The sequence below is a fragment of the Enterobacter cloacae complex sp. ECNIH7 genome, from assembly GCF_002208095.1.
Taxonomy (GTDB): Bacteria; Pseudomonadota; Gammaproteobacteria; order Enterobacterales; family Enterobacteriaceae; genus Enterobacter; species Enterobacter cloacae_M.
In genome coordinates, this window is record NZ_CP017990.1 from 4,973,715 (window position 1) to 4,985,805 (window position 12,091).

At 57.0% G+C, this 12,091-nt stretch carries 13 protein-coding genes; 4 read left to right on the forward strand and 9 right to left on the reverse strand.

Features of this window, described 5'->3' with window-relative positions; genetic code table 11:
* The first annotated feature begins 77 nt into the window (after positions 1-77).
* A complete protein-coding gene (gene ppiC, locus WM95_RS24820) occupies positions 78-359 on the forward strand; it encodes a peptidylprolyl isomerase PpiC (protein ID WP_023309649.1) in 282 nt (93 codons plus the stop codon).
* Positions 360-409: 50 nt separating this feature from the next.
* The gene (ppiC, locus tag WM95_RS24825; protein WP_063408182.1) at positions 410-691 is read left to right on the forward strand and encodes a peptidylprolyl isomerase PpiC; all 282 of its coding nucleotides are present in this window, start codon (positions 410-412) and stop codon (positions 689-691) included.
* Between the two features lie 93 nt (positions 692-784).
* On the opposite strand, the gene ilvC is transcribed toward ppiC (WM95_RS24825), so the two are convergent.
* Positions 785-2,260, reverse strand: coding sequence for a ketol-acid reductoisomerase (gene ilvC, locus WM95_RS24830; protein WP_021242831.1), 1,476 nt, complete (start codon positions 2,258-2,260; stop codon positions 785-787).
* A 152-nt stretch (positions 2,261-2,412) separates the two neighbouring features.
* Between ilvC and ilvY the strand changes: the two genes are divergently transcribed.
* On the forward strand, positions 2,413-3,303 hold the full coding sequence (gene ilvY, locus WM95_RS24835; RefSeq protein WP_032641403.1) for an HTH-type transcriptional activator IlvY: 891 nt from the start codon (positions 2,413-2,415) through the stop codon (positions 3,301-3,303).
* On the opposite strand, the gene ilvA is transcribed toward ilvY, so the two are convergent.
* The 7 genes from ilvA to ilvL form a co-directional block, all read right to left on the reverse strand.
* Positions 3,300-4,844, reverse strand: a complete 1,545-nt coding sequence (gene ilvA / locus WM95_RS24840; protein ID WP_088545059.1) for a threonine ammonia-lyase, biosynthetic — start codon at positions 4,842-4,844, stop codon at positions 3,300-3,302. The two genes, ilvY and ilvA, sit on opposite strands and share 4 nt — an antisense overlap.
* 2 nt (positions 4,845-4,846) lie before the next feature.
* The gene (ilvD, locus tag WM95_RS24845) at positions 4,847-6,697 is read right to left on the reverse strand and encodes a dihydroxy-acid dehydratase (protein WP_063408183.1); all 1,851 of its coding nucleotides are present in this window, start codon (positions 6,695-6,697) and stop codon (positions 4,847-4,849) included.
* Between the two features lie 60 nt (positions 6,698-6,757).
* The gene (ilvE, locus tag WM95_RS24850; protein WP_023309654.1) at positions 6,758-7,687 is read right to left on the reverse strand and encodes a branched-chain-amino-acid transaminase; all 930 of its coding nucleotides are present in this window, start codon (positions 7,685-7,687) and stop codon (positions 6,758-6,760) included.
* A gap of 18 nt (positions 7,688-7,705) precedes the next feature.
* Positions 7,706-7,969, reverse strand: a complete 264-nt coding sequence (gene ilvM / locus WM95_RS24855) for an acetolactate synthase 2 small subunit (protein ID WP_023309655.1) — start codon at positions 7,967-7,969, stop codon at positions 7,706-7,708.
* Positions 7,966-9,612: an acetolactate synthase 2 catalytic subunit gene (gene ilvG / locus WM95_RS24860; protein ID WP_063408184.1), complete on the reverse strand. Its 1,647-nt coding sequence runs from the start codon at positions 9,610-9,612 to the stop codon at positions 7,966-7,968. Before ilvG ends, ilvM begins: the two co-directional genes overlap by 4 nt.
* Before the next feature lie 2 nt (positions 9,613-9,614).
* Positions 9,615-9,665 carry a peptide IlvX gene (gene ilvX / locus WM95_RS27555; RefSeq protein ID WP_166792073.1) on the reverse strand — a complete coding sequence of 17 codons (51 nt, stop codon included), beginning with the start codon at positions 9,663-9,665 and terminating at the stop codon, positions 9,615-9,617.
* A gap of 86 nt (positions 9,666-9,751) precedes the next feature.
* Positions 9,752-9,850 (reverse strand): ilv operon leader peptide, encoded by a 99-nt coding sequence (gene ilvL, locus WM95_RS24865; protein ID WP_001311244.1) that lies wholly within the window; start codon positions 9,848-9,850, stop codon positions 9,752-9,754.
* Positions 9,851-10,191: 341 nt separating this feature from the next.
* On the opposite strand from ilvL, the gene WM95_RS24870 reads away from it, so the two are divergent.
* The gene (locus tag WM95_RS24870) at positions 10,192-11,712 is read left to right on the forward strand and encodes a YifB family Mg chelatase-like AAA ATPase (RefSeq protein WP_063408185.1); all 1,521 of its coding nucleotides are present in this window, start codon (positions 10,192-10,194) and stop codon (positions 11,710-11,712) included.
* Between the two features lie 31 nt (positions 11,713-11,743).
* Here the strand turns inward: WM95_RS24870 and WM95_RS24875 are convergent, their stop codons facing one another.
* Positions 11,744-12,082, reverse strand: a complete 339-nt coding sequence (locus WM95_RS24875) for a DUF413 domain-containing protein (RefSeq protein WP_008501577.1) — start codon at positions 12,080-12,082, stop codon at positions 11,744-11,746.
* Between the last annotated feature and the right edge of the window lie 9 nt (positions 12,083-12,091).

Here is a 12,091-nt window from a genome sequence, read left to right on the forward strand (position 1 = left end):
TGTAGCAGAAAGCCGGGCGCAGATTTACCGGCTAATGATAAAGTGGAGAAATCGCGTTTAACCCGTAGAGCAGAACCATGAAAAAGACCGCAGCAGCCCTGCATATTCTGGTAAAAGAAGAGAAACTGGCTCAGGAGATCCTGGCCAAGCTGGAGCGCGGCATCAGCTTTGATCATCTGGCGAAGCGTTACTCTAAATGCCCGTCCGGACGCAATGGCGGGGATCTCGGCGAGTTTCAACAAGGTGCGATGGTCGGCCCGTTCGATCGGGCGGTCTTTAGCTGCCCGCTTCTGAAGCCCTACGGCCCGGTAAAAACCAAATTTGGCTACCATATCATTAAGGTGCTTTATCGCCGCTGACGCGTGGTATATTGCGCCCCGATTTATTTCAACCTATTCAAGGCACGATCATGGCAAAAACAGCAGCAGCAGTGCACATCCTCGTTAAAGACGAGAAACTGGCTTTAGATCTTCTGGAGCAGATTAAAAACGGCGCCGACTTCGGCAAGCTGGCGAAGAAGCACTCTATCTGCCCGTCAGGCAAACGCGGCGGCGATCTGGGTGAGTTCCGTCAGGGCCAGATGGTTCCGGCGTTCGATAAAGTGGTGTTCTCCTGCCCGGTGCTGGAGCCAACCGGCCCGCTGCATACCCAGTTCGGGTATCACATTATTAAAGTACTGTATCGGAAATAAACAACAAGGCCTTCTCTAAGAGAAGGCCTTTAATGTTTGCACCCTCTCCCCGCGGGAGAGGGGCGGGGTGAGGGCATCAGCCCGCCCCTGTTGTTAACCCGCTACCGCAATACGCTTCATATCGGTCATGTAGCCACGCAGTTTGTGGCCCACTTTCTCGATCTGGTGGCTGCGAATCGCTTCGTTAACATCACGCAGCTGCGCGTTATCCACCGCACCTTCCGCAATCGCTTTACCCAGATCGCCCGTCTGCAGAGTGGTCATAAACTCTTTCAGCAGCGGTACGCAGGCGTAAGAGAACAGGTAGTTACCGTATTCTGCGGTATCAGAGATCACCACGTTCATTTCGTACAGACGCTTACGGGCGATGGTGTTCGCGATCAGCGGCAGCTCGTGCAGTGATTCGTAGTACGCAGACTCTTCGATGATACCGGAATCCACCATGGTTTCGAACGCCAGCTCAACGCCTGCTTTCACCATCGCGATCATCAGAACGCCTTTATCGAAGTACTCCTGCTCGCCGATTTTACCTTCATACTGTGGCGCGGTTTCGAACGCGGTTTTACCGGTCTCTTCACGCCAGGTCAGCAGTTTCTTATCGTCGTTCGCCCAGTCTGCCATCATGCCGGAAGAGAACTCGCCGGAGATGATGTCGTCCATATGTTTCTGGAACAGCGGCGCCATGATGGTCTTCAGCTGTTCAGACAGCGCGTAAGCACGCAGTTTTGCCGGGTTGGACAGACGATCCATCATCAGCGTAATACCGCCCTGCTTCAGCGCTTCGGTGATGGTTTCCCAGCCGAACTGAATCAGTTTTTCCGCGTATGCCGGGTCGGTACCCTCTTCCACCAGCTTGTCGAAGCACAGCAGAGAACCGGCCTGCAGCATACCGCACAGAATGGTCTGCTCGCCCATCAGGTCAGATTTCACTTCGGCAACGAAGGAAGATTCCAGCACGCCCGCACGGTGGCCGCCGGTTGCCGCTGCCCATGCTTTGGCAATCGCCATGCCTTCGCCTTTCGGATCGTTTTCCGGGTGAACCGCGATCAGGGTCGGCACGCCGAAGCCACGCTTGTACTCTTCGCGTACTTCCGTACCCGGGCACTTCGGCGCCACCATCACCACGGTGATGTCTTTACGGATCTGCTCGCCCACTTCAACGATGTTGAAGCCGTGGGAGTAACCCAGCGCGGCGCCGTCTTTCATCAGCGGCTGTACTGAACGCACAACGTCAGAGTGCTGCTTGTCCGGGGTCAGGTTAACCACCAGATCCGCCTGCGGGATCAGCTCTTCATAGGTGCCCACTTTGAAGCCGTTTTCGGTCGCTTTACGCCAGGAAGCACGCTTCTCGGCGATCGCTTCTTTGCGCAGAGCGTAGGAGATATCCAGACCGGAGTCACGCATGTTCAGGCCCTGGTTCAGACCCTGTGCGCCACAGCCGACGATGACCACTTTTTTACCCTGAAGGTAGCTCGCGCCATCGGCAAATTCGTCGCGCGCCATGAAGCGGCATTTGCCCAGCTGCGCCAGCTGCTGGCGCAAGTTCAGTGTATTAAAGTAGTTAGCCATGGGTGATACCTCGTGATGTTGTGTGTCTTATTGTTCGGTTCGCGTTTCAGCGAGAATGTACCCACATTACAACAGGAAATTTATTGCGGAAATTGATATATTCACAACGTCATGTTGCAATTTTTGCAATGTAAAAAGAGGGAGTGGAATCGGTGGATTTACGCGATCTGAAAATGTTCCTGCACCTGGCGGAAAGCCGCCATTTTGGCCGCAGCGCACGGGCGATGCACGTTAGCCCCTCCACGCTTTCACGCCAGATCCAGCGCCTTGAGGAAGACCTCGGACAGCCGCTGTTCGTGCGTGATAACCGCACCGTCACGCTCACGGAAGCGGGTGAAGAGCTGAGGATTTTTGCCCAGCAGACGCTGTTGCAGTACCAGCAGCTGCGGCACTCGATTGACCAGCAGGGGCCGTCACTTTCCGGCGAACTGCATATTTTCTGCTCCGTGACCGCCGCCTATAGCCATCTGCCGCCCATCCTTGACCGATTCCGCGCGGCGCATCCGTCGGTTGAAATTAAGCTCACCACCGGCGACGCCTCCGACGCAATGGAAAAAGTGGTGACGGGCGAAGCGGATCTCGCCATCGCCGGAAAACCCGAAACCCTGCCAGGCGCGGTGGCATTCTCGATGCTGGAGAATCTGGCGGTAGTACTGATTGCCCCGGCGCTGCCCTGCCCGGTGCGTAATCAGGTGTCGGTGGAAAAACCGGACTGGTCGACGGTACCTTTTATCATGGCCGATCAGGGGCCGGTGCGCCGCCGTATCGAGCTGTGGTTCCGTCGTCAGAAAATCAGCAATCCGTCGATTTACGCCACGGTCAGCGGCCACGAGGCGATGGTGTCGATGGTGGCGCTGGGCTGCGGCGTGGCGCTGCTGCCGGAAGTGGTGCTGGAAAACAGCCCCGAACCGGTGCGCAATCGCGTGATGATTCTGGAGCGCAGCGACGAGAAGACGCCGTTTGAGCTTGGCGTGTGCGCACAAAAAAAGCGGCTGCATGAGCCGCTAATTGATGCGTTCTGGCAGATATTGCCGAACCACTAGCCCGCCAGGAAGAACCTGAACGCCGGGTTATGGGTTTCATCGTGGCACTCATAGCCCAGCTCGTTCAGCCGCGTTTCGAAATCCGGCTCGTGCTCGCCCAGTTCGAACGCCGCCAGCACGCGGCCGTAGTCGGTGCCGTGGCTGCGGTAGTGGAATAGTGAAATATTCCAGTGCGTGCCCAGCGTGTGCAGGAACTTGAGCAGCGCGCCCGGTGATTCCGGGAACTCGAAGCTAAACAGACGTTCCCTGAGCGGCTTTGATGGACGCCCGCCGACCATGTAGCGCACGTGCAGCTTCGCCATCTCATCGTCAGAGAGATCGACCACGCTGTAGCCGCCCTCATGCAGCAGGTTGAGGATCTCTTTGCGCTCCTCCACGCCGCGGCTCAGACGCACGCCGACAAAAATGCAGGCGTCTTTGGCATCGGCAAAACGGTAGTTGAACTCCGTCACCGAACGGCCGCCCAGCAGCTGGCAGAACTTCAGGAAGCTGCCCTTCTCTTCAGGAATCGTCACCGCCAGCAGCGCTTCACGCTGTTCACCCAGCTCGCAGCGCTCGGAAACGTAGCGCAGACCGTGGAAGTTCACGTTCGCACCAGACAGCACGTGCGCCAGTCGCTCGCCGCGAATGTTGTGCTGCGCGATGTATTTCTTCATTCCCGCCAGCGCCAGCGCGCCTGACGGTTCCGCCACCGCGCGCACATCCTCGAACAGATCCTTCATCGCCGCGCAGATGGCGTCGCTATCAACCGTGACGATATCGTCGAGATACTCCTGACACAGGCGGAAGGTTTCATCCCCAATGCGCTTCACCGCCACGCCCTCGGCAAACAGCCCGACGCGCGGCAGATCTACCGGATGACCCACATCCAGCGCCGCTTTCAGGCAGGCAGAGTCTTCCGCTTCAACGGCAATGACTTTGATCTGCGGCATCAGCTGTTTGATCAGCACCGCCACGCCCGCAGCCAGGCCACCGCCGCCAACCGGAACGAAGACGCGGTCGAGATGGGCATCCTGCTGCAGCAGTTCCAGCGCCAGCGTGCCCTGCCCGGCAATCACCATCGGGTGGTCGAACGGCGGCACCCAGGTAAAGCCCTGCTGCTGCGCCAGCTCAATCGCTTTGGCTTTGGCTTCGTCAAAGTTGGCGCCGTGGAGCAGCACTTCGCCGCCGAAACCGCGCACCGCGTCGACTTTGATATCTGCGGTAGCAACCGGCATCACGATCAGCGCCTTCAGCCCCAGACGAGCAGACGAGAACGCCACGCCCTGGGCGTGGTTGCCCGCCGACGCGGTAATCACGCCGCGCGCTTTTTGCTCGTCGGTCAGCCCGGCCATCATCGCGTAGGCGCCGCGCAGCTTAAAGCTGTGCACCGGCTGACGGTCTTCGCGCTTGACCAGAATGACGTTGTCGAGGCGCGAAGAGAGTTTTTCCATTTTCTGCAGGGGCGTAACCTGCACGGCTTCATAGACCGGCGCGCGTAGCACCGCTCTCAGATATTCCGCCCCCTCAGGGGCGGCGGATAAGGGTTGTGACTCGGCCATCATTAGCCCCCAAGTTTAGATTTATCGCGCACCGCGCCTTTATCTGCACTGGTGGCAAGGCTCGCGTAGGCGCGCAGGGCGAAGGAGACTTCACGCTGGCGGTCTTTCGGCGTCCAGGCTTTGTCGCCGCGGGCCTCCTGCGCTTCACGACGGGCCGCAATTTCCTGGTCGCTCAGCTTCAGCTGAATGCCGCGATTCGGAATGTCGATTTCGATCAGGTCGCCGTCTTCGATGATGGCGATGTTGCCGCCGCTTGCCGCTTCAGGGGAAACGTGGCCGATAGAGAGGCCGGAGGTGCCGCCGGAGAAACGTCCGTCGGTAATCAGCGCACAGGCTTTACCGAGTCCCATAGATTTCAGGAAGGTGGTTGGGTAGAGCATCTCCTGCATGCCCGGGCCGCCTTTCGGTCCTTCGTAGCGAATAACAACCACGTCGCCTTCCACCACTTTGCCGCCGAGGATGGCATCTACCGCTTCATCCTGGCTTTCGTATACCTTCGCCGGCCCGGTGAATTTCAGGATGCTGTCGTCCACGCCTGCGGTTTTCACGATGCAGCCGTTTTCCGCGAAGTTACCGTACAGCACGGCCAGACCGCCGTCTTTGCTGTAGGCATGTTCCAGCGAGCGGATGCAGCCTTCGGCGCGGTCATCGTCCAGCGTATCCCAGCGACAATCCTGCGAGAACGCCTGGGTGGTACGAATACCAGCAGGACCGGCGCGGAACATTTTTTTCACCGCGTCGTCTTTGGTCAGCATCACGTCGAACTGGTCCAGCGATTCCGGCAGCGTCAGGCCGAGTACGTTTTTCACGTCACGGTTCAGCAGCCCGGCGCGATCCAGCTCACCGAGAATACCGATTACGCCACCGGCACGGTGTACGTCTTCCATATGATACTTCTGGGTACTCGGCGCGACTTTACACAGCTGCGGGACTTTGCGGGACAGCTTGTCGATGTCGCTCATGGTGAAGTCGATTTCGGCTTCCTGCGCGGCGGCCAGCAGGTGCAGAACGGTGTTGGTGGAGCCGCCCATGGCGATATCCAGCGTCATGGCGTTTTCGAATGCGGCCTTGCTGGCGATGTTGCGCGGCAGCGCGCTGGCGTCGTCCTGCTCGTAGTAGCGTTTGGTCAGCTCAACGATACGCTTACCGGCGTTAAGGAACAGCTGTTTACGGTCTGCGTGGGTCGCCAGCAGCGAGCCGTTGCCCGGCTGAGACAGACCCAGCGCTTCGGTCAGACAGTTCATCGAGTTCGCCGTGAACATACCGGAACAGGAGCCGCAGGTCGGACACGCTGAGCGTTCCACCTGGTCGCTCTGCTCGTCAGAGACTTTCGGGTCCGCGCCCTGGATCATCGCATCGACCAGGTCGAGCTTGATGATTTTGTCGGAGAGCTTGGTTTTCCCCGCTTCCATCGGGCCGCCGGAGACGAAGATCACCGGAATGTTCAGGCGCAGGGAGGCCATCAGCATCCCCGGGGTGATTTTGTCGCAGTTGGAGATGCAGACCATCGCATCGGCGCAGTGGGCGTTCACCATATATTCTACGGAGTCGGCGATCAGCTCGCGCGACGGCAGTGAATAGAGCATGCCCCCGTGCCCCATCGCGATACCGTCATCCACCGCAATGGTGTTGAACTCTTTCGCCACGCCGCCGGAGGCTTCGATTTGCTCGGCAACCAGCTTACCGAGATCGCGCAGGTGCACGTGGCCCGGTACAAACTGGGTGAAGGAGTTCACCACGGCGATAATCGGCTTGCCGAAATCGGCGTCGGTCATTCCGGTGGCGCGCCACAGCGCGCGGGCTCCCGCCATATTACGGCCGTGGGTGGTGGTGGCTGAACGATACTTAGGCATGCTTTATTGACTCCCGTCTGACTATTTAATGGGACGGTGCGTGCCGTCCCAAATTTATGCTTAGTGATTAACCTGATCCAACCAGCCGTATTTATCTTCTGTTTCGCCGGTGAAGAGGCCAAAGAACGCTTGCTGAATACGCTTGGTGACCGGACCGCAGCGGCCTTCGCCCACCTGGATACCGTCCACGCTGCGTACCGGCGTGATTTCAGCCGCCGTGCCGGACATAAACACTTCATCTGCCAGATACAGGGATTCGCGGGACAGTACCTGCTCGCGTACTTCGATACCCAGATCTTTCGCCAGCTTGATGATGGCGTCACGGGTGATGCCCGGCAGCGCGGACGAGGTGAATGGCGGCGTGAACAAAATGCCGTCTTTCACTTCAAACAGGTTTTCACCCGCACCTTCAGAGATGTAGCCATTTACGTCGAGGGCGATACCTTCCTGATAGCCGTGGCGGCGCGCTTCGCTACCGACCAGCAATGAGGAGAGATAGTTCCCGCCTGCTTTCGCGGCGGTCGGGATAGTGTTTGGCGCAACGCGGTTCCAGGAAGAGACCATTGCGTCGATCCCCTGCTCCAGGGCTTCTGCCCCCAGGTAAGCACCCCACGGGAACGCGGCAATGATCACATCTGTGGTATAGCCGGCTGGCGGGTTCACGCCCATACCGACGTCACCCACGAAGACCAGCGGACGGATATAGGCGCTGGTCAGGTTGTTTTTACGGATCACGTCGCGGCAGGCTTCCATCAGCTCATCAACGCTTTGTGAAACCGGAAAACGATAAATTTTGGCTGAGTCATGCAGACGCTGCATGTGTTCGCGATGGCGGAACACCACTGGCCCTTTGTGAGAATCGTAGCAGCGGATGCCTTCAAATACGGAGGTACCGTAGTGCAGCGCGTGGGACATCACGTGGACCTTCGCGTCCTCCCAGCGAACCATCTCACCGTTGAACCAAATGTAATCAGCTTTTTTTGTCGTCATTTTTTCGTCCTGTCACGCTTAAGCGCGGATTTGTTGTGATGTGGTTGTGCTCTGGCAGATGGCAACATGGGCAACGTCTACCAGCTTTGATAACTGACTAAACAGTAAGTCGACCGACCGCGGGCTGGCAACGGTTAATTCGATACTGATATTCCGGGCGTCAGTGGCCGCCTCCATATTCATAGAGCAAATCTGAAAACCACGATGACGCACCACACGCAAAACGCGTTCTAAGGTTTCCGGGTTGAAGCGAGCCTGTACGGCGACCTGATGCTGCATCATGATAATTTCTCCATCATTTGTGAGTTACTGGCACCAGGCGGTACCAACGGCCAGACGTTCTCGAGTTCGTCGATTGAGACATGAAGCAGGTAAGGCCCATCGCTGTTCAGCATGGTGTCGAGCGCCGCTTCAACCTGATCTTTACGGGTGATGTGCTGACCAGGGATGCCAAAGGCGCTGGCCAGGGTGAGGAAATCGGGGTTATCGGTGAGCGTCGTTTCGCTGTAACGCTCCTGGAAGAACAGCTGTTGCCACTGGCGAACCATCCCTAAACGCTGGTTATCAAGCAACACGATCTTCAGCGGTAACTGCTTGCGCTTAACGGTGCCGAGCTCCTGAACGTTCATCATGAAGGAGCCGTCACCGGAGATACAGATAACGGTATCGTTCGGGCGGGCAACCTGCGCGCCAACGGCTGCCGGCAGACCGAAGCCCATGGTACCCAAGCCGCTGGAGGTGATGAAATTTTCCGGACGGGTGTAGGTCATGTGCTGCGCGGACCACATCTGGTGCTGGCCTACGTCGGTGGTGACGACGCTGTCAGCCGGTTTACGGTCGGACAACTGCTTCAACAGCAGCGGCGCGTAGATGGCCTCGCCGGGGTGGTCGTAACGCCAGGCGTGCTCGGCGCGCATATCAGCGGTGTGCTGACGCCATGCGTTGATATCCAGCGGCTGCTGCAATGCCGGTAACAGCGCGTTGAGATCGCCCTGCAAGGCGACATGCGCCTGACGCAGCTTGTTCATCTCTGCCGGGTCGATATCCATATGAATGACTTTGGCGTTCGGCGCAAAGGTATTCAGCTTGCCGGTGACGCGGTCGTCAAAACGTGCACCTACGGCGATGAGCAGATCGCACTCCTGCACCGCCAGGTTTGCCGCTTTGGTGCCGTGCATTCCCAGCATGCCCAGATAGTAGGGGTAATCCGCGTCGACTGCACCGAGACCTTTCAACGTGCAGGTCGCTGGCATCTGCGTTGTTGCGATAAATTCGCGCAGGGCAGGAACGGCCTGTGCCATGCCGACGCCACCGCCGACGTACAGCATTGGCTGTTTCGCCTGGGCCAGCATCTGACGGGCCTCTTCAACTTCCGCTTCCGGAAAGACATCGTCGCTTTCAACGGTAGAGAAGTGCGGTTCCAGCTCGCCGAGTGCCACCTGGATATCTTTCGGGATATCAACCAGAACCGGACCGGGACGACCGGAGTTTGCCACGTCGAACGCTTCTGCCATTACGCGCGGCAGCTCTTCCAGAGACTGGACGAGGAAGCTGTGTTTGGTGCAGGCCAGCGATAAACCGAGGACGTCGACTTCCTGAAAAGCATCGGTACCGATGAACGAAGACGCCACCTGCCCGGTGATGGCGACAACGGGAACGGAATCCAGCAGCGCGTCAGCCAGGCCGGTGATCAGGTTCGTTGCGCCCGGGCCTGAAGTCGCCATACACACGCCGGTTTTACCGGTCGCGCGGGCATAACCGATGGCTGCCATCGCTGCGCCCTGCTCGTGTCGGCACAAGAGATGTTCCACGCCGCCGTCATACAGTGCATCGTAAATCGGCATAATTGCGCCACCCGGATAACCGAATACGGTTTCGACTCCCTGCGCGCGCAACGCATGTACTACCCACTGTGCCCCATTCATAGTTAGTTCCCCGTCATAAATCGGGAGAAACAGAATTTTGTGCTAGTCGTCATTCTCTGCTCCTCATTTACGTTTTTTAGTCATAAAAAAACCCCCGGACCTTTCGGTGCGGGGGTCTTAGTTCGTTAAGGCTTGATTTCTAAGCCTTTCCTCGTCCAAGTGCAGCCCCGCACGGTGGGATAATAATCACCACCACGCTAATCACGACCAGGCTAATCACTCGTAGAAGGGCTGTCATTTTCAGTTCTTTTTGCATCTTGTTCGAAGGAATACCTAAAGAGTTATCACAGTTTTTAAATCAAACACAAGATTTATTTATGACGAATTTGATTAGGTAGCGAATCATATTTCTAAAAACCGTTGTTTTATATACGGAAATTAGAAAATGAATATTTTTCATTTTTTCACTGCGGTTCTTACCGTCAAAACGGGGCTTTTTACATTCTGCGAGGAGGTTTCCACGGTTATGCAAGGGTATCAGTGTGCGCTTAAAATCTCTGAATGAGCGGCGTAAATTCGCAAAATGACGCTAAACAGACAAAACCGGCGCTGGCATAGTCACACCAGGAGGTAGTGCAAATGTCACTGTCAGTTGTTTATACGCGTGCGGCTCTCGGGGTAAAGGCACCGCTTATTTCCGTCGAGGTTCATTTGAGCAATGGGCTACCCGGACTCACTCTTGTCGGGTTACCTGAAACGACGGTTAAAGAGGCCAGAGATCGCGTTCGCAGCGCAATAATAAATAGCGGTTATACCTTCCCCGCGAAGAAGATCACCATCAACCTTGCCCCCGCCGATCTGCCTAAAGAGGGGGGACGATACGATTTACCTATCGCCATTGCCCTTCTCGCGGCTTCTGAGCAGCTTAATACGACACGGCTAGGCTCGTATGAGTTCGTTGGCGAACTCGCGCTTACAGGCGCGTTAAGAGGCGTTCCCGGTGCGATATCAGGAGCGCTGGAGGCCATACGTGCCGGGCGGCAAATCATTGTCGCAAATGAAAACGCATCAGAAGTGAGTCTTATCGCCGAGAAAGGATGCCTCATCGCGGGACATTTACAGGAAGTTTGTGCCTGGCTGGAAGGACGACATGAACTGTCCGAGCCGGAGGAGTGTGACGATGTTATAACCGACGTCCCGGAGGATCTCAGCGAGATTATGGGGCAGGAGCAAGGGAAACGGGCGCTGGAGATTACGGCCGCAGGTGGGCACAATCTTCTGTTGATTGGTCCACCTGGTACGGGGAAAACGATGCTGGCGAGCAGGTTGAGTGGATTGCTTCCACCGCTCAATAATCATGAAGCGCTGGAAAGCGCTGCCATATATAGCCTCATCAGTTCTGCATCGTTGCAAAAACAGTGGCGCCGTCGCCCTTTTCGTTCCCCGCATCATAGCGCTTCACTGACGGCAATGGTCGGCGGCGGGTCTATCCCCGGGCCGGGAGAGATCTCTCTGGCCCATAATGGAATTCTATTTCTCGATGAGCTGCCCGAGTTTGAGCGCCGCGTGCTGGATGCACTGAGAGAACCTATTGAATCTGGCGAAATACATATCTCGCGCACGCGGGCCAAAATAAGCTATCCCGCGCAGTTTCAGCTGGTCGCGGCGATGAATCCCAGCCCGACGGGCCACTACCAGGGCAACCATAACCGCTGTACGCCGGAGCAAACGTTGCGCTATCTGGGTAAGTTATCCGGCCCGTTCCTTGACCGTTTCGATTTATCCCTCGAAATCCCCCTTCCTCCGCCGGGTCTGCTCAGGCAGACGGGTATCACGGGTGAAAGCTCAGCTGATGTACGCGAGCGGGTGATTGCGGCCCAGACGCGACAGTATGCTCGTCAGAACAGGCTAAATGCCCGGCTGGATAATGCCGGGATCCGGCAGTTTTGTTCCCTTAACAGTGAGGATGCGGGATGGCTGGAGGAAACGTTGACCCGCTTTGGGCTGTCTATACGTGCGTGGCAGCGTTTGCTAAAAGTGGCCAGAACCATTGCTGACGTGGAGGGGTGCACTGACATTGAGAGAAAGCATTTGCAGGAGGCGCTGAGCTACCGCGCTATCGATCGTTTGCTGCTGCATCTGCAGAAGTTGCTGGCATAAAAAAAAGGGGCCGTAGCCCCTTCTCTTCATTTTAATCATCAGACTCGGTGTAGTCTTCTGCACCTTCCATCTGCGGCTTGCCGCCAGACAGCGTATGGAAGCGCTTTGGACGCTTAATGCGTGCCATATACTTGATCCACACACGTTCCGCTTCAGACTGAGGCTCACGCTCACCACGGCAAACGGAAACAAACTGTTTTTCGTCTTCGGTCGCAGGTTCACGCTTACCCAGATCCAGCTCGTTAAAGGCATAACCATGGCGCTCAAGCAGTTGAGCTTCTTTGATGGTGAAATCGCCGTGACGAGAGAACCCGCGCGGATAATGTTTATTGTCGAAAAAACGATTAGTCGTCGTAAAGCTTTCCGCCATCCTACACGC

Bases quoted from the DNA above. Each gene is read 5' to 3' on its own strand.
- WM95_RS24875 (WP_008501577.1), bottom strand. From the start codon at position 12,082: ATGGCGGAAAGCTTTACGACGACTAATCGTTTTTTCGACAATAAACAT.
- ppiC (WP_023309649.1), top strand. From the start codon at position 78: ATGAAAAAGACCGCAGCAGCCCTGCATATTCTGGTAAAAGAAGAGAAA.
- ilvM (WP_023309655.1), bottom strand. From the start codon at position 7,969: ATGATGCAGCATCAGGTCGCCGTACAGGCTCGCTTCAACCCGGAAACC.
- ilvD (WP_063408183.1), bottom strand. From the start codon at position 6,697: ATGCCTAAGTATCGTTCAGCCACCACCACCCACGGCCGTAATATGGCG.
- ilvC (WP_021242831.1), bottom strand. From the start codon at position 2,260: ATGGCTAACTACTTTAATACACTGAACTTGCGCCAGCAGCTGGCGCAG.
- ilvG (WP_063408184.1), bottom strand. From the start codon at position 9,612: ATGAATGGGGCACAGTGGGTAGTACATGCGTTGCGCGCGCAGGGAGTC.
- ilvA (WP_088545059.1), bottom strand. From the start codon at position 4,844: ATGGCCGAGTCACAACCCTTATCCGCCGCCCCTGAGGGGGCGGAATAT.
- WM95_RS24870 (WP_063408185.1), top strand. From the start codon at position 10,192: ATGTCACTGTCAGTTGTTTATACGCGTGCGGCTCTCGGGGTAAAGGCA.
- ilvL (WP_001311244.1), bottom strand. From the start codon at position 9,850: ATGACAGCCCTTCTACGAGTGATTAGCCTGGTCGTGATTAGCGTGGTG.
- ilvE (WP_023309654.1), bottom strand. From the start codon at position 7,687: ATGACGACAAAAAAAGCTGATTACATTTGGTTCAACGGTGAGATGGTT.
- ppiC (WP_063408182.1), top strand. From the start codon at position 410: ATGGCAAAAACAGCAGCAGCAGTGCACATCCTCGTTAAAGACGAGAAA.